Annotated in this window: 13 protein-coding genes; 7 read left to right on the forward strand and 6 right to left on the reverse strand. The window is 35.9% G+C overall.

The genetic code is table 11. The annotated features are described in order from the left end of the window. Positions 1-46: 46 nt before the first annotated feature. The 3 genes from CHRYMOREF3P_RS13395 (at position 47) to msrA (ending at position 3,242) form a co-directional block, all read left to right on the forward strand. Positions 47-1,258: a PepSY-associated TM helix domain-containing protein gene (locus CHRYMOREF3P_RS13395; protein WP_077413143.1), complete on the forward strand. Its 1,212-nt coding sequence runs from the start codon at positions 47-49 to the stop codon at positions 1,256-1,258. A 79-nt stretch (positions 1,259-1,337) separates the two neighbouring features. Further along, on the forward strand, positions 1,338-2,306 hold the full coding sequence (locus CHRYMOREF3P_RS13400) for an ROK family protein (RefSeq protein ID WP_180564828.1): 969 nt from the start codon (positions 1,338-1,340) through the stop codon (positions 2,304-2,306). 381 nt (positions 2,307-2,687) lie between these two features. Continuing rightward, positions 2,688-3,242 (forward strand): peptide-methionine (S)-S-oxide reductase MsrA, encoded by a 555-nt coding sequence (msrA, locus tag CHRYMOREF3P_RS13405; RefSeq protein WP_077413145.1) that lies wholly within the window; start codon positions 2,688-2,690, stop codon positions 3,240-3,242. A gap of 179 nt (positions 3,243-3,421) precedes the next feature. Here the strand turns inward: msrA and CHRYMOREF3P_RS13410 are convergent, their stop codons facing one another. Further along, positions 3,422-5,182: a RagB/SusD family nutrient uptake outer membrane protein gene (locus tag CHRYMOREF3P_RS13410; protein ID WP_077413146.1), complete on the reverse strand. Its 1,761-nt coding sequence runs from the start codon at positions 5,180-5,182 to the stop codon at positions 3,422-3,424. An 18-nt stretch (positions 5,183-5,200) separates the two neighbouring features. Further along, a complete protein-coding gene (locus CHRYMOREF3P_RS13415; protein WP_180564829.1) occupies positions 5,201-8,245 on the reverse strand; it encodes a SusC/RagA family TonB-linked outer membrane protein in 3,045 nt (1,014 codons plus the stop codon). A 330-nt stretch (positions 8,246-8,575) separates the two neighbouring features. Between CHRYMOREF3P_RS13415 and CHRYMOREF3P_RS13420 the strand changes: the two genes are divergently transcribed. Further along, complete coding sequence (locus CHRYMOREF3P_RS13420) at positions 8,576-9,652, forward strand: phosphatidylinositol-specific phospholipase C1-like protein (protein WP_180564830.1); 1,077 nt, start codon at positions 8,576-8,578, stop codon at positions 9,650-9,652. A gap of 101 nt (positions 9,653-9,753) precedes the next feature. On the opposite strand, the gene CHRYMOREF3P_RS13425 is transcribed toward CHRYMOREF3P_RS13420, so the two are convergent. Together CHRYMOREF3P_RS13425 and CHRYMOREF3P_RS13430 are read right to left on the reverse strand one after the other, a co-directional pair. Next, positions 9,754-11,541 carry a metallophosphoesterase family protein gene (locus CHRYMOREF3P_RS13425; RefSeq protein ID WP_180564831.1) on the reverse strand — a complete coding sequence of 596 codons (1,788 nt, stop codon included), beginning with the start codon at positions 11,539-11,541 and terminating at the stop codon, positions 9,754-9,756. 75 nt (positions 11,542-11,616) lie between these two features. After that, entirely contained in the window at positions 11,617-12,456 is an 840-nt protein-coding gene (locus tag CHRYMOREF3P_RS13430) for a hypothetical protein (RefSeq protein ID WP_077413150.1), read from the reverse strand. 370 nt (positions 12,457-12,826) lie between these two features. Here CHRYMOREF3P_RS13430 and CHRYMOREF3P_RS13435 point away from each other — a divergent pair, with 370 nt between their 5' ends. From CHRYMOREF3P_RS13435 to CHRYMOREF3P_RS13445, 3 genes are read left to right on the forward strand one after another with little or no spacing between them, the layout of a single operon-like run. After that, positions 12,827-13,003 (forward strand): hypothetical protein, encoded by a 177-nt coding sequence (locus CHRYMOREF3P_RS13435; protein ID WP_175627161.1) that lies wholly within the window; start codon positions 12,827-12,829, stop codon positions 13,001-13,003. 46 nt (positions 13,004-13,049) lie between these two features. Further along, positions 13,050-14,753 carry an ATP-binding protein gene (locus tag CHRYMOREF3P_RS13440; protein ID WP_175627162.1) on the forward strand — a complete coding sequence of 568 codons (1,704 nt, stop codon included), beginning with the start codon at positions 13,050-13,052 and terminating at the stop codon, positions 14,751-14,753. A gap of 12 nt (positions 14,754-14,765) precedes the next feature. Continuing rightward, the gene (locus CHRYMOREF3P_RS13445) at positions 14,766-15,431 is read left to right on the forward strand and encodes a response regulator (protein ID WP_077413153.1); all 666 of its coding nucleotides are present in this window, start codon (positions 14,766-14,768) and stop codon (positions 15,429-15,431) included. 133 nt (positions 15,432-15,564) lie between these two features. Here the strand turns inward: CHRYMOREF3P_RS13445 and CHRYMOREF3P_RS13450 are convergent, their stop codons facing one another. Then, positions 15,565-16,014 carry a GNAT family N-acetyltransferase gene (locus tag CHRYMOREF3P_RS13450; protein ID WP_180564832.1) on the reverse strand — a complete coding sequence of 150 codons (450 nt, stop codon included), beginning with the start codon at positions 16,012-16,014 and terminating at the stop codon, positions 15,565-15,567. Further along, positions 16,007-16,630, reverse strand: coding sequence for a ribosome biogenesis GTP-binding protein YihA/YsxC (yihA, locus tag CHRYMOREF3P_RS13455; protein WP_077413656.1), 624 nt, complete (start codon positions 16,628-16,630; stop codon positions 16,007-16,009). Before yihA ends, CHRYMOREF3P_RS13450 begins: the two co-directional genes overlap by 8 nt. Positions 16,631-16,679: the final 49 nt, after the last annotated feature.

Genomic DNA, 16,679 nt, shown 5'->3' on the forward strand with positions numbered 1-16,679 from the left:
CTAAATAAAAAGTAAAGCATATCTTTGCTTTACTTTTTACTGCTATATGAAGAAAAATCATCATCATAAAAAGAAACCGGGATTCTTTAAGAAATGGTCTGCCAAACTTCACCTTTGGTTCGGATTGGGAATAGGTTTTCTGATCTTTATTATCTCTATCACCGGAGCCTTGTACGTTTTTAAGGATGAAGTGGAAAACATCACCCGAAAAGATGTTATCTATCATCAGGAGCAAAATATAGAACAGAAACAGGTACTTCCTATCAGAGTAATGGAAAAAGCTGTTGCAGAACAGGTCAAGGAAAAATATCCGATTCACTGGGTAAATGTTCCTATTGACAAAAAGATGTCCTATATGTTCTTCTGGTATGAACATAATACGGATGCCTGGAATTATTTTGATGAATTTCCTATCTATAAACAAGCTTATGTAAACCCATACACCGGGAAAGTACTAAGAGTTTATGATGAAAAAAACGGTTTCTTCAATATCGTAAAAATGATCCACTGGAGCTACCTTTTAAAACAGGATTGGGGAACTTATGTGGTAGGTATTCCGGTTATTATTTTTATCATTATGCTGATCTCCGGGATCATTCTATGGTGGCCTAAGAACAAAGCAGCAAGAAAGCAGCGTTTTTCCTTCAAATGGAAAAATATTAAAAGCTGGAAGCGTAAGAACTATGACCTTCATAATGTGCTGGGTTTTTATGCATCTATTTTTGCTTTGATCTTCTCCATTACAGGTCTTTTCTATGCATTTTTTGTCGTTCAGGCAATGATCTATGTCATCTTTTCAGGAGGAGAAACAAAGTACCCGGACTTTTCCCATATCAAGACAAAGGCTCCTATTGAGCTGAGAACAGAAGGTACATTGGATAAAATCATTAATACAGTACAGACAAAATATCCTGATTCCTATGGTTTTGCTATAGATTTAGGCCACCCACATATGGATGATCACGAGCATCCCAACTTTGAGGTGTATGTGAAACATCTTTCTTATTCTTATCATAAAAGCAGCAGCTTAATCTTTGATGAAAACTCTGGAGAATTGCTGCACACTCATGATCCGAAGGACAAAAATTTTGGAGAAAAAGCTGTAAATGCCAATTATGACATCCACGTAGGTGCTATTTTGGGCCTTCCTACTAAGATTATTGCCTTTATTGTAAGTCTTATCTGTGCTTCTCTTCCGGTTACCGGATTTATGATCTGGTGGGGTAGAAAAAAGAAAAAACCATTAAAAACAGCTTAACATACTAAATAAAATCCAGTTAATAATCCATTAATACAATCTTTTTTATAATTTTAGCCCCTAGAATTTAATAATAGAAATGTCATTAATAGATTTATCAAAACAAGTTGCCCTTGGAGTTGACATCGGCGGAACCAATACTAAATTCGGAATCGTAAACCACCGTGGAGAAGTTCTGGATAAAGGAAATCTGAGAACCGATGCTTATGACAAAGTTGAGGATTTCATCGATGCGTTATATGAAAGTGTTCGTCCAATGATGGAAAAATATGGTACTGAAGCACACTTTGACGGAATCGGAGTAGGAGCTCCTAATGCAAACTACTATAAAGGAACCATAGAATTAGCTCCAAACCTTCCATGGAAAGGGGTAATTCCTTTTGCTGAGCTTATGAAAGCAAAATTCGGCCTTCCTTGTACAGTGACCAATGATGCCAATGCTGCAGCCCTGGGGGAAATGCTTTTCGGAGCAGCCAGAGGAATGAAAGATTTCATCATGATTACGTTGGGAACAGGAGTAGGAAGTGGAATTATCGCCAACGGAAGTTTAATCTATGGGCACGACGGGTTTGCCGGAGAGTTGGGTCACACCATTGTAAAGCCAGGCGGAAGAAAACATTGGAGCACAGGATCTGAAGGAAGTCTGGAAGCTTATGCTTCTGCAACCGGTATTACCATTACAGCAAAGAAAATGAGAGCTGAGTTTCCGGAATCTATGCTGAACCAGTATCCTGAAGATGAAATCAATTCTAAAACAGTATATGAATGTGCTATCAAAGAAGACCCAATTGCTATTGAAGTTTTCAGATATACAGGTCAGAAATTGGGTGAAGCAATAGCCAATTTTGTGATGTTCTCTTCCCCGCAAGCCATTCTTTTATTTGGCGGAGTGATCAAAGCAGGAGATTTTATTTTGAAACCAGCTAAACTTCATATGGAAAGAAACCTTCTTCCTATCTTCAGAAATAAAGTACAACTTGTTTTCAGTGAACTTGACGAAGCAGATGCTGCCATTCTTGGAGCAAGTGCTTTGGTTTGGGAAAAATAACTGAACCTTTTTAAATAATATAGAGCATCCTTCTTAGGGTGCTTTTTTTGTGATTATTTGTGAAAACATTGGTGTTATTGGTCTTGGAATTAAAAAACAGAAGACGAAAAAACATCTTAAAGATTAAATTTAATTGAAATGCTTCGACTCCGCTCAGCATGACATTGCTAATATTAATATCTTTAAAATAACTTCGAAGATGATCTGTTTGATTTATATCCTATATTTATTCATAAAATGGTTTACAAATCATTTGTCACATCTATCACGACAATTTAAGTTTAAGAGGTTAAAATCATATTCAAATGGAAAAGTTTTTCCTATTTTTGATCAGTCTTTTCCGGATCAGGAAAGGATCATAAAACAATATAATTACCAAAAATGGATAACAATAATTTAGAGCAGATTACTTTCGGTGGTGGATGTTTCTGGTGTGTGGAAAGCTGTTTCAATATGCTGAAAGGGGTACAATCCGCTATTTCGGGATATTCAGGAGGACATAAAGATAACCCGACTTATCAGGAAGTTTGTACCGGTGAAACGGGACATGCAGAAGTTGTACAGATCACTTATGATCCTGCTGTTATTTCTTATGAACAATTGATGGATGTATTTTTCTTCCTTCATGATCCTACTCAACTCAACAGACAGGGGAATGATGTAGGAACTCAATACCGTTCTGTGATTTATTATAAAGATGCTGCTGAGAAGGCTAAAGCTGAAGCAGCCATCAAAGTATCTCAGGAATCAGGAAGATGGGCTGGTACTTATGTGACAGAACTGACTCAATTCGAAAAATTCTGGCCAGCAGAACAATATCATCAGGGATATTACAATGAAAACCCAACACAGCCTTATTGCAGCGCTGTAGTAGGTCCAAAAATCCAGAAGTTCAAAAAACATTATGGAGAATTGGGAATGCTGAACGCAGAGTAAAAAATTGCTTTTTAAATTTTGGCTAAAGCCAGATTGATAATGTATATTGAGTTAAACGGACTTCAGTCCGTTCCTATTGACATCAATAGAATGGCTACAAACCGATACAAAATAACAGAAGCGAGGAGGAAATCTCTTCGCTTCTGTTTACGCAAAAATAATTGTTTATATGAAAAAAACTAATATCCTGGGTTTTGAGCGAAATCTTTTGAAGCATCAAGGGTTGCCTGAGGAATCGGGAAAATTCTTCTGTAGGGCTGAGTAGCTGCTTTTGCAGTTCCCGGCAAATCAAATTTTCCGAACCTGATCATTGCCTTTCTTCTGTACATTTCCCAATACAATTCATATCCTGATTCTTTAAAAAGAGCATCAGCATCCAAAGAAGTAAGTGCAACTCCCGGGGCATTATTCTTCAAAGCATCATTCGTTCTTATTGTTCTTAATTTATTAACATCAGCCAGCGCTCCCGATACGTTCCCGTTTCTGAAAAAGGCCTCTGCTCTCATCATATAGATGGTTCCTAATCTGTATAATGGAACATCCATTCCGCTTGTTCCGTTGTTTCCATAACCAGGATCAAATTCAAACTTGAAATTTCTTACTCCTCTGTTGATCTGAGCCTGTGTAAATACCGCCTCTGAAGGATTATCAAAATTCAGGTCCGGAGTAAAATCTGCGGCAAGTGTTGTATTTTTTTCTGTGAATAGCTTATACACTTTAATTCTTCCATCGGCCGTTAAGTCGAAGTTACCATTGGCAAGAATTTTAGGTCCATATTGCTGCCCAACCTGTAATCCCCTGTTGAAGTGAAACCATGGTTTTCCTGTTCCTTCCACTTTACTTGTTGATGGCACACTTACATCGGTTCCGTCATTTCTGAACCATGTTCCGTCTTCATACTGATAGGTTCTCTGGAAACGCGGGTCATCATGATTTCCATTCCATGAATAATAAAATTCCGGAGTAACGCAATTTGCATTGGTTCCCCTGTTATCAGGCGACGGCTTCTGGATTCTTTCCATAGACATATATGCAAGATCATTGTCTGCATTTCTGTTGGAATTCTTTTTCTGAACAATAGTAAAGATCATTTCCTTACTTGTATCATTGTTGATATCAAAATTGTGGAAGTAATTTGATTCTAAACTAAAAAGACCTCCATTAATCAGCATATCAGAATACTTGATGACCATCTCCATATCATTCCCTCCTCCGCTTAAAGCCTGCTCCTTAAAGTTAAAACTACCTGCCGTCTTGTTCTTTAAAACCGCTCTGTTAAGATACATATCAGCCAATAATGCATACGCTGCCTGTTTTGTAAACCTTCCTGCATGTGTATTCTGGGTTTTAATATCTGCCAGATTTGGAATAAGACCTTCCACTTCAGTGATTAATGCATCAATGGTAGATTCAGCCTTTCTGATCTGTATGGGAGCATTTAAATTATCCGGATCTCTGTACGGAGCCTGTCCATACAAATCGATTGTTGTATACGTGTAAAATGCCAATAACCCTTTTGCTTCAGCCAGAAATAAAGTCTTATTATTGATCGTACTCTTGTTGATACTTCCTATAGCAAACAGAGATTTTGTAATTCCTGAGTTCAGCTGATTCCAGGTGGTTTTTACCACATCATTATTCGCGTCCCAGGTAAATTCGTGCATCGCTCTCCATTTTCCTCCATCTCCCCAGTCACTTCCTCTTGTTGGCAAAATGGCTTCATCGGTAGAATATTCCTGTAAGGCAAACACACTTCCATGGTCTACAAAAGTCCCGTCACCAAGCTGTCCGTAAGCCGCAGCAAGAGATGCTTCAGGGTCTGCATTTTCAGTTCCCATTACCTCATCAATTACTTTTTCATCCAGATTGGTACATCCCACTAAAGACATTACTGCGATGGACAAAACGATTTTATTTAGATTTAAAAATTTAGATTTCATGATTTCTTTTAACTTAAATTAAAATTTAATAGTAGCTCCCAAAATGAAAGTTTTCGCAGACGGGTAGGTCGTATAATCAATTCCTAAAGACTGATTTCCCTGCACCTGCTTGTTGGTGTCAACAAGTGGATCGTATCCTGAATAATTAGTAATTGTAAATAGATTCTGTGCACTTACATACAGATTGATACTTTTCAAAAATTTCAATTGATTCATGTCAAAAGTATATCCTAATCTTACATTGCTTAAGCGAATAAAGTCTGATTTTTCAAGGTATAAAGAAGATAATTGCGGCTGATTGGCAAAGCTTGCTCCTGAGTCATAATATTTCTTCAACACGTTTCTGTCTGAAGCTAAATTGTTGATATTTAAGTCCAAAGCCGTATTATTCACCAAATACCCTCCCGTTTGCCCAATGAAAGAGAATGCAAAATCAAACTTCTTGTATTTCATATAAGAATTGATCCCGAAAGTAAAATTGAGAATCGCTCCTTCAAAAATCTTTCTGTCATTCGGGTCAATCTTTCCGTCTCCGTTCAGATCTTCATAGATATATTTTCCGTTGGCATCAATCCCCAAATAATTGTACATATAGAAAGATCCTGCTTCATATCCGTTTCTGTAGATATTTGCGGTAACGCCTGAAAGCCCTGGTCCGGAAACTTCACCGGAATTAATTCCGGAAACCGGAAGATCTTTCACCACATTATTTACAGTAGCTCCATTGATATCAAGATTCCATGTAAAGTTTTCGTTTTTAATAATTTCTGAACCTAAAGAGAATTCAAAACCTTTATTAACGATTTTCCCGTCGGCATTCAGCCAGACAAAATCTGTGGGGCTTAATGGAGTGGAAGGAATAAATAATATCGGGTTTTTGGTGGTTTTGTTGTAGTATTCCAATGAACCGTACAGTTTGTTTCTGAACAAGCTGAAATCCAATCCAATATTGGTTTGCGCTACAATTTCCCATTTCAGATTGGGATTGGGTGTTCTTACCACCTGAACTCCATTGATCAGATTTAAGTTATCATACAAATAGTATCCTGCACTTTGTGATAACAGATAACTTGCTTTTGTAATTTTATTGAGAACTTCCTGATTTCCTGTCTCTCCCCAGCTCCCTCTTAACTTCAACTCATTGATAAATGAAACATCTTTCAGAAAATTTTCTTTTGAAATGGTCCAGCCTGCAGCCACTGACGGGAAATATCCATATTTATTGTTATCTCCAAAACGTGTGGAACCATCGGCTCTTAATGAAGCTGTTAAGAAATATTTTTTATCAAAATTATAATTTACTCTTCCGAAGTAAGACTGCAGTTCATTTTCCTGAGAAGTTCCCGGCTGTGGAATAAATACGTCTCCGGAATATCCAGGATTAATTTCCGGCGAAATCCCCGCTCCCTGGTTAACAAAGTTTCTTACACCAAGATAAGTAGCAGTAGCTTTAAACTTCTGATAAGAAAAACCTCCTAATACGCTGAAATTATGTCTGTTTAAGCTAAGGTCATACGTTAAATAATGCTCCAAAAGAATATTATAAGAATCCAGATTGGCCTGTGAATAGATTCCTTTTGGACTTCTGTCTGTAATATTCGGGAACATTGTTGTGTTTCTTTCTGACAAGCTTCTGTCCACCCCTAAATTAAATTTATAATTCAATCCGGGTAAAATTCTCAACGTTGCTTCTGTATTCCCCAACACTCTGAAAGTATTCGTCTTATCTTCGTAAACGCTCAATAAATAAAGTGGATTGTAATGGGCGTTCATATTGAAATTGGTATAATTTCCATTTTGGTCATAGACAGAACGCGTAGGATTGGCCATTAAAGCATGAATAATGAGCTGTCCATCAGACCCTGCATTTCCACCGTTTGGAATTCCCGTTTCTCTGATATCACTGGCCGTAAGATTCAGTTTAACCTTTAATCTCTTGTTATCAAAGAAAGATTCTTCTGCATTCAAACGGGCTGTTGTTCTTTTAAAGCTGCTGTTCAGGACTATACCGTCCTGATCCATGTGAGAAAGGGATGCAAAATAATTCCCTGTTTCTGTAGCCTTTGAGAATGATACGGAATGATTGGATGAGACCGCATTTCTGTAGATTTCATCCTGCCAATCTGTATTTCCGCCATGATCATACGATTTATCAATCCCTGCCGCTCTGTATTCATCGGCAGTCATCAGATCTAATTTCTTAATCACTGAAGAAAAACCTAAATACGTATCGTACGTAAACATTGGTTCTCCTTTCTTTCCCCTTTTTGTTGTTACCAAAACAACACCGTTTGAACCTCTTGCTCCATAGATTGCAGCGGCAGAAGCATCTTTCAAAACCGTGATGGATTCGATATCACTTGTATTCAAAAAGTTGAGCGGATTCTTTGCAGTTGTATTTCCAAGTCCTACATTCGGACTTTGTGCACTTACCGGATCATTATTCAAAGGAATACCGTCCACAACGAATAATGGTGTACTTCCGCTTCGGATGGAACCAATACCTCTGATGGAAACATTCACTCCTGCTCCGGGTTCACCACTCGACTGAACAATACGGACACCTGCAATTTTTCCCTGCATCAGATTATCCACGGAAATGTTCATTCCTTCTTTGAAATTTTCTGCTTTCAGCTGGCTTACAGCTCCTGTTAAATCAGATTTTTTCTGAGAACCATATCCAACCAGAGTTACCTCTTCAATAGAGGTTGAGCCCTTTTTGGATTCTAATTTTATGGAAACTGAAGTACTGGAGATATTCACCATCTGTTCTCCATATCCGTCATATGAAATGGATAAGGTCTGCCCAATGCTGGCCGAAATTGAAAAGTTTCCTGATGAGTCGGTAGAAACAGTATCTCCGGTTTCTACAACAGTCACTTTCGCGCCTTCTATTGCAGAACCATTCTGATCCGTTACATTTCCGGAAATGGTTTCGTTTACCTGCGAAAACACAGGATAGTTTGAAGTAAATCCTTTAGCATCAGCTTGGTGGGCCACCAAAAAAATTAATGCAATCGGGATTAGCTTTTTAAACTTAAAAAAATTAATTTTGTGGTACATATCAATAAGTAAAGTAATTGCAAGACGTTACATTGCTTATCAAAAAGCCGCTGTTGTTCCCGCAACAGTGGTTTTCTTTTCAGGCAACGGTTAGTTTTTATTTCGGCATACAAAGTAAAAGGATCTGCTACAAATCTATTTTAACATAATATTATCTTAAAGTCAACAAAATATAAATATCTCAAATTGAGAGAATATAAACTTGTTATATATCAAACATTTATGCACCCCTATTTTTTCAACATTCACAGAATTTTAAAAATTACTTAACATAATATACAAATCATCACCAACAAAGAGTCCTTAATTTCGCATATAAAATGTATAGAAATGAAAAAGGCTGTTTTTCTTGGTATCTGTTTATCTTCATTTAACCTTTATTGGTCACAATCTCAGCAACTCGATGAGCTTAAGATCAATGAAATTCAGATAATTGGCTCTCACAATTCTTATAAAAAAGCCATTCTACCTGAAGTATACCATTATTTATCCCAAAAAGATACTCAGAACTCTTTACCGAAGATTCAATATGAACACATTCCTATTCCTCAGCAGCTGGATCTTGGGCTTAGAAATCTTGAGATTGATGTCTATGCAGACAGCAAAGGAGGAAAATATGCCCATCCGAAAATTCTGGATCTTGTAAAGACCACCGAATCTTTTGATCCGGAAGGAAAAATGAAAAAACCGGGTTACAAGATGATTCATATTACGGATATTGATTTTCAGACCTGGTATTATACGCTGGAAGAATGTCTGAAGGATTTGAAAAAATGGTCTGACAGGCATCCTGATCACGATCCGGTTTTTATCACGCTTGAACCCAAAGATGGAAAAGCAAATCAATTCGGGACAGAGCCTGAGCATTATACCAATCAGCTTTTTAATGATCTGGATAATGAACTGAAAAAGTACCTAGGAAAAGAGAAAATTATTACACCGGATGATATCAGAGGTTCTTATAAAACGCTGAACGAAGCTGTTTTAAATAAAAACTGGCCAAAAGTAAAAGATGCCAAGGGAAAGTTTCTTTTTGTCTTAGATAACAATGGAGAAAACAGGGATCTGTACGCAACGGATCATCCTTCATTGAAAGGAAGAATGATTTTCACCAACTCCACTCCCGGAACTCCAGAATCGGCTGTTCTGTTTATGAATGAACCGAAGAAGGACGATGTGATAATCAAAGATCTGGTTAAAAAAGGATATATCATCCGTACCAGAGCCGATGCGGATACGATGGAAGCACGAAGTGAGGATTATTCAAGATTTGAAAAAGCAAAGGAAAGCGGTGCACAAATTATCACTACAGATTATTATTATCCCAGCAAATTATTCAAATCCAACTATAAGGTGGGTTTTGACAACAATACCTATGAAAGAAAAAATCCTATAACGGGAAATTAATCCTGTTTTGCTATTAGATTTATAATTGAGGAGGCCGTCAGATTGACGGCCTTTTCTTTTGAACGGAAAATCCATGGAATCGGTAATAGACGGCAAATTAATTACCGTTTTCTTATTTCCTGTTCTGTCAAATCTATTTCAAACTGATCTGCCGGATCTCCGTTAGAAAGCAGTGTAAGAATTTTAAAAACAGATTTTAACTGTCTTACCAATACATTCTGTGACTGATTCTCCTGATAGAGTTTTTCCAATATTTGGTACTGCTTCAGCCTTTCTTTGGGAATATCTCTTTTCGCCAGCTCATCTGCTGATTGAAATTTATACAGATCCAGCAACAGATCATCAAAAGACCATTTTGTAAAAGTTTCAGATCTGATTCTCTTTTCTTTGAGCTGATTATTATTTTGGGTGAATAACAACAGATCTTCACCATTCAGCTTCCCTGCTTTTTCTATAAAGTCTTTTGGCCAGTCATCAGGAATCATTCGCAAACGGACCAATTCTTTTAAATGGAAAAGCATAAAATCATGGTAGGATTTTGTTTTTAAAATGTCTTTATTCCAAAGTATTTTAGTTATATCATGCTGTAAAGCTTTATATTCTTTTTCGTACAAAGGAAACAATTCATTGAAACGCGGAACTTCATTTAGAACCTCAGTTTGTACTTCCAGTTTGTCAGGAGACTGTATCGTCAGAATTTTATACGCCGGCAGATAGGCGGCCAGTGATGGAACCTGAACATTGACCAAAATATTCTCACCGAATTTTCTGATTCCTGTATCATTAATATGCATATGCCCTGCAAAATGAATCTGTAATCCTGTTTCAGCAAATACCTTTGCCACTTCTTCCTGAGGAACACGCTCCAACTGCCACTTTTTCTCTCCCAAGAGGTTTTTAATTTCGTTGGTTGCACCGTCATTGAAATCAATCATTGGGTAATGGGTAAATGCAATCAGGGTTTTGTTGTTTTTCTTTGCTTCACCAGAAAGTCTTCTTATCCATTCTATCAAATGCTGTTTGTTGGTCAGCACATTATTATAGCCAATGCTTGCTCCTTTATAATTAGACGGACTGTGGGAATTTTCATTGATATTTTTAGGAATATAGGTATTTCCGTCAATAGCAATCACCCATACATCTTTCACTGGTTCAACAACATAACTTAAATCCGGAACAGAAAAACCATTCTCCACTTCATATAGCCTTTTGGAATACTCTGCAGCCTCTAACCCTTTTTTGTAAGTATAATTTTTAAAAGTATCATGATCAAAGGGTGTACTCCAGAACAGATCTTCTTTTTTAGGATAGAAACCAAAATCTTTTAATTCATTTAAAATTTCAAAATATCCGGATTCTGCAATATCTTTTGTGATGATCTTATCTGTTGATTTTCCGATACTTTCTTTACTGTAAATCCCCAATGGGTTTCCATTTTGTCCGAGGAAATCATCTTTTCCTCCGTCATTTCGAAACGGCCCAACAGGATCGTGGTTTCCCGTGGTCAGATAAAAATTAATCCCGTATTTCTGGTGATACTGTTCTAAAATTCTATGAAGCCCACGAAGGTTATAAGCCTGTCCATCATCAGAAAAATCTCCGGGCATCGCTACGATTTTAATTCCTTTAGCAGCAATATCATCCAACGCTTTGAGAAAGGCAAAATAGTTCTCATTGAAGATTCTTGTGGAATGCAGTTGAGAATCCATCGTTCTCAGGATTGTATATTTTCCCGTTTTAGGATTCAGAATTCCTTTAAAATCATGATCTGAAAAACTTCCATATAAATCCTGAAAATGTATGTCAGACAGAAAAGCAATCTGTACAGGTTTCTGCGCCGAGAAAAACGTGCTTATAAACAATAAAACGAAGACTATTTGTTTATCCATCTTAAAAATAAGACGAAATTACAGGAATGAATGGGGAATTGTTTTAATTGAATTTTAAATTATTGTGAAGGAAATTTATTCTATTGGTATCATATCAGAGTTTTTGCCGGAATATTTTTTAATAATATATTCGGTTGATCTTTTTAGCTCTTTTTTATTCTCCGGATCAATCCCGTCCATTGTAAAAAACTCAACTTTTCCGTTGACCTTGGAATACCATGTTTTCCCAAGAGCATTTTCTACTGTAAGTGTATCTTTTCTTGTAATACGTTTAAAGTATTTAATCTGAACATTATCTTTCGGAACAACAGTCAGAACAGGATTTCCTTCCTTACAATCTGTTAGCTTGTATTCATTATTATTCCAATACATGCAGTTCTTTTCAATCGAATACGTACTCAAAATACTCAATGGTTCATATGGAGTCTTATTTCCCGTTGAACAATAGTAATTACCAATCAAAAATCCTCCAAGGATAAACATACCGACAAGGCCAAAACTATTCTGTCTGACAAATTCCGGCATTCTAAAGTGCTGTTCATTGATGATATTAATATTGATCTTGGACAGCCTTTCTGATATAATCTCCTCATCCTGATCCACACTGATTTTTACTGTAGTCAGATTTTTTTTTTCATCATTCCTGATAAAAGTTCTGGAAAAATCCGTAAAATCTTCATATCCAACATACTGACTCATTTTATTAAGCCTCTCAGACTCAATATTCCTGCTGCTATTGCCTTCAACAAAGTCTTCGTAATATCGTATAAATGTTTTCTCCGAAATATCATAGAATTTCAGATTATCAATAAAACAAAGATGCAGATAAGAAGCTAAGCCACTTTTTGTGGTTTTTTCTGATTCTCTTCTTGCCTGCTCAAATACTTCATTAATCAGTAGTTTTTTCTTGGACATAAACAACGTTTTCGGGCATTACAAAGTAGATGATTTTCAATCATACCACATTACGGATTTCCGTAATAACTCCACACTTACTTACTGTCTATTGATGTCTATGTTTTGTCTACCATATCTCTCCTGTTTTACTGCAAATTTGCCTTAGAAATCAACAACAAATAAAACGTTTATAAAAATTGATTTCAAAAAAACCAGAAAAAACAGAGGCTAAACTCCGGATTGGGAAGCAGACGTTTCATCTCCGTTTTTAAAGGTTCACTTCCCTGAAAAATTAAGAAGCGCTTCGAAATTTTAACAGTGTACAGCTCATGATAAATACTTCGTGAGAGGAAGAAATACGGTTTCAACTTCGAAAATTTTAAAGGAAATGATCCAAATTATATTGATGCTATTAGGTTTAGCATTTTCAAATAATAATGCCAGTACATCAACAACAGATAACAACAATTACGAGTCTGCACCAGGCTTTTCTGCCGAAACAGTAGGAACAGCTTTGGAAGATACAAGTGGCGAGACAGGACAGATTTTACCACCAAAAAAATAATTAAATAAAAGGGCAATGAAAATTGTCCTTTTTTTAATACCTTTAGTTGCTATCAACTATTATCATGTATGCCGGGTTAAAATTTCTAGGAGTCTTTCTTTTATTCATTGGCTGTAATTTTTCCGAAAACAGAACTTCTCCGGCGAAAACCCCTTCAGCTGAAGCGGACAAAATGTATAATGAAGCAACAGCTCTGTATAATAATGATAACGAAAGAGCATTTACACTTCTGTCAAAAGCAGAGAGTATCTATAAACTAAAGAATGACTCACTTAATATAGCATCCTGTTTAACAACCAAAGCAATTATACTGAATGATATTGGAGATTATCTTAGCTGTAATGAAAGAGCTCTTGATGCATTAACCTTTCTAAAACTGCCTGAAGATTCTGCCTATCTGCCTTCCATATACAATAACCTTGCGATATCTGAAAAAAATCTCAAGCACTATGCAGAAGCTCTTACCTGGTATCATAAGGCATTGCATGCAAGTTCAGATAATTATCAGAAAATCAGAATTAAAAATAATATTGCAGACACCTATGGAAAACTGAAAAATTATTCACAGGGAATCCGTATCTATCAATCTATCCTTAAGGATAAAGAGCTGCTACAACATGATATAGATTATGCAAGAATTTTAGATAATTACAATTATATCAGTTGGCTTGAAAACAATAATTATAAAGCAGAAGAAGGTTTATTATCAGCTTTCTTTTTAAGACAAAAAATCAATGACAAATCCGGACTTATATCCAGCCATTCTCATCTTGCTGAATACTATTTAAACTCTGATAAGACCAAAGCTTTACATCATATCAATGAAAAATATCGTTTAGCAAAAGTAATCAAAAACCCTAATGATAGATTAGAGGCTCTTGAATTTATGGTTAAAAATGATAAAGGAGTTCGTTTACAAAACTATTTCACAGAATATCAATATCTAAATGACAGCATTCAATTATCCCGAGATAAGGCAAAAAACAGATTTGCACTGATAGAGTTTGATGTAGAAAAAAAGAATGCAGAAAACCAGCAGCTTAAAGTGATTACCGTCCAGAAACAAAACAGAATTTTAAAACAGAATGTTATTTTAGGAATTCTCTCCTTAAGTTTAATTGGTGGCTCAATATTATACAAGAGAAGAAAAAAAAGACTGAAACGGGAAAATGAATTAAGAATAAAAGAAAATCAGCTTCATCTTTCCAAAAAAGTGCATGATGTGGTAGCCAATGGTATCTATCAGGTGATGACAAAGATCGAAAATCAGGAAGATTTTGATAAAGAAAAAGTACTCGACGAGCTTGAGTTTGTGTACGAAAAGTCCAGAGATATTTCCTATGAGAAAACAGCCTCTGAAAATAAGCAGGAATTCAGCAAAAAGGTATCAACTCTTATTGCATCTTTTAATAATGAAAATGTAAAAACGTACCTGGCCGGAAATGATGAAAATATATGGAAAACGCTAAAAGAATTTACGCGGGAAGAAATCTATCAGGTTATGCGTGAACTTTTGGTAAATATGAAAAAACACAGCCACGCCACCCATGTTGCTTTTAAATTTGAAAGAAAAAATAACAGGATACAAATTCAGTATACAGACAATGGCATCGGCATTTCAGAAGGAATTACCTACAAAAATGGTTTGACAAATACGGATTCCCGTATTGAAGCTATCAATGGAGAAATTATTTTTGACACTGAAACCGAAAAAGGGTTGAAAATTTATATTTCATTTCCTGCTTCTTAAAAAAGAAAAAGAATGTTCAAAAAAATTTTAATAGCTGAAGATCACGAAAGCAGCAGTATTTCTGTACAGAAAACATTAGAAGACCTTACTATTTCCACCACAGATTATGTTTATTATTGTGATGATGCATTAGCTAAAATTCAAAAATCCATTCGTGAAAATGATCTTTATGATTTGTTAATTACAGATCTTTCTTTTGAAGAAGACCACAACATACAAAATCTTAAAAATGGAAAAGAGCTGATAAAAGCCGTTAAAGAACTACAGCCTTCTTTGAAAATAATTGTTTTTTCAGCAGAGCATAGGTCCGGAATTATTGATAGCCTTTTCAACGAATACGGAATCAATGGTTTTGTTCGTAAAGCCCGAAATGACTCAAAAGAACTGAAAAAAGCAATTGCCTCAACTTATGTGAATGAAAATTATCTTTCTCTCGATCTTAAACAAGAAGTAAAGAAGCTCAATAATTATGAGTTTTCCACCTATGACATAACTTTGGTATCTCTCCTGTCTCAGGGTGTTTTACAGAAAAACATCCCTGTTTATCTTCAAAATAATGATATTAAGCCCTATAGTTTAAGCAGTATAGAGAAAAAACTGAACAGCATGAAAGAAGATCTTCAGATAACAAGCAATGAACAGCTTGTAGCTTTTTGTAAAGATTTGGGAATTATTTAACCTATTACGGTTTTCCGTAAGGTTATTTTTCTTAATTATCCTACTTTTGAAGTAGTAAATGATGAAAAAAACTAATAACACCCAATATAATTTTATACAGTTCGAAAAAAGGTATCTCAAATGAGATACCTTTTTATTTTCTTATCATTTCCGTATGTGGAATATCATCTTCAAGATACTTTTTCCCTGTATCTATAAATCCAAATCCACTGTAGAATCTTAAAAGATAATCTTGTGCGGATATTTTGATTTCAGAAGTATGAAAACGATTTTCTATGGTTTCTACAGCATATTGTATCAGCTGTTTCCCAAGACTTTTTCCTCTTGCCTGCTCCGTAGTCAGAACTCTGCCGAAGGAAGTTTCATCATACTTTATTCCTTTATCAAAAACACGGCAGTATGCCAGCACCTGCCCATCTTCTTCAGCCCAGATATGAACCGCTTTCTGGTCATAATTATCCAGATCAGGATAAGGACAGTTCTGTTCAATAACAAAAACATCTATACGTGCTTTCAATACCGAATACAATTCAGGAACGGTGAACTCATCAAACGTTTTGATTTTCCAGACAATATTACTCATCGAAACTTATATTATTATTCGTTAAAAAATCATTGGTCTTTTGTATAAAATCAAGAATGTTGTCTCCGCCTTCTTTCTTTTCTGCTGACGTAATGTACAGTTCAGGAAGATCTTCCCATGTTTTATGAAGTTCGGTCTTATAATCCTCAACGTTTTTAATAACCACATTCGGTTTTAGCTTATCTGCTTTTGTAAAGACAATTGAAAATGGGATTCCACTTTCTCCGCACCATTGGATAAATTCCAGATCAATTTTCTGTGGAGAGTGTCTTGAATCTACCAAAACAAAAAGGTTCACCAGGTTTCTCCTGTTCAGAATATAGTTGGTGATCAGTTTTTCAAAATCCTTTCGCTGAACTTTTGAAACTTTTGCATATCCATATCCTGGTAAATCGGTAAGGTACCAGTTTTCATTCACCAAAAAATGATTGATCAGCTGAGTTTTTCCCGGAGTCCCCGAAGTTTTAGCCAAATCTTTATGATTCATCATGGCATTGATCAGTGATGATTTTCCTACGTTCGACCTTCCGATAAAAGCATATTCGGGAATATTTGGTTCTGGGCATTCCTGCCATTTTCCACTACTCTTTACAAATTCTGCTGTCTTGATAATCATTTTTGAATGTATTTTAGAAAAATAAACCATTAAGAAAAGCTCTTAATGG

The organism is Chryseobacterium sp. JV274 (assembly GCF_903969135.1).
Lineage (GTDB): Bacteria > Bacteroidota > Bacteroidia > Flavobacteriales > Weeksellaceae > Chryseobacterium.

What these genes read in the sequence shown, in the direction of transcription:
- CHRYMOREF3P_RS13395 (WP_077413143.1), top strand. Translation starts at nt 47, where the DNA reads ATGAAGAAAAATCATCATCATAAAAAGAAACCGGGATTCTTTAAGAAA.
- CHRYMOREF3P_RS13400 (WP_180564828.1), top strand. Translation starts at nt 1,338, where the DNA reads ATGTCATTAATAGATTTATCAAAACAAGTTGCCCTTGGAGTTGACATC.
- msrA (WP_077413145.1), top strand. Translation starts at nt 2,688, where the DNA reads ATGGATAACAATAATTTAGAGCAGATTACTTTCGGTGGTGGATGTTTC.
- CHRYMOREF3P_RS13410 (WP_077413146.1), bottom strand. Translation starts at nt 5,182, where the DNA reads ATGAAATCTAAATTTTTAAATCTAAATAAAATCGTTTTGTCCATCGCA.
- CHRYMOREF3P_RS13415 (WP_180564829.1), bottom strand. Translation starts at nt 8,245, where the DNA reads ATGTACCACAAAATTAATTTTTTTAAGTTTAAAAAGCTAATCCCGATT.
- CHRYMOREF3P_RS13420 (WP_180564830.1), top strand. Translation starts at nt 8,576, where the DNA reads ATGAAAAAGGCTGTTTTTCTTGGTATCTGTTTATCTTCATTTAACCTT.
- CHRYMOREF3P_RS13425 (WP_180564831.1), bottom strand. Translation starts at nt 11,541, where the DNA reads ATGGATAAACAAATAGTCTTCGTTTTATTGTTTATAAGCACGTTTTTC.
- CHRYMOREF3P_RS13430 (WP_077413150.1), bottom strand. Translation starts at nt 12,456, where the DNA reads ATGTCCAAGAAAAAACTACTGATTAATGAAGTATTTGAGCAGGCAAGA.
- CHRYMOREF3P_RS13435 (WP_175627161.1), top strand. Translation starts at nt 12,827, where the DNA reads ATGATCCAAATTATATTGATGCTATTAGGTTTAGCATTTTCAAATAAT.
- CHRYMOREF3P_RS13445 (WP_077413153.1), top strand. Translation starts at nt 14,766, where the DNA reads ATGTTCAAAAAAATTTTAATAGCTGAAGATCACGAAAGCAGCAGTATT.
- CHRYMOREF3P_RS13450 (WP_180564832.1), bottom strand. Translation starts at nt 16,014, where the DNA reads ATGAGTAATATTGTCTGGAAAATCAAAACGTTTGATGAGTTCACCGTT.
- yihA (WP_077413656.1), bottom strand. Translation starts at nt 16,630, where the DNA reads ATGATTATCAAGACAGCAGAATTTGTAAAGAGTAGTGGAAAATGGCAG.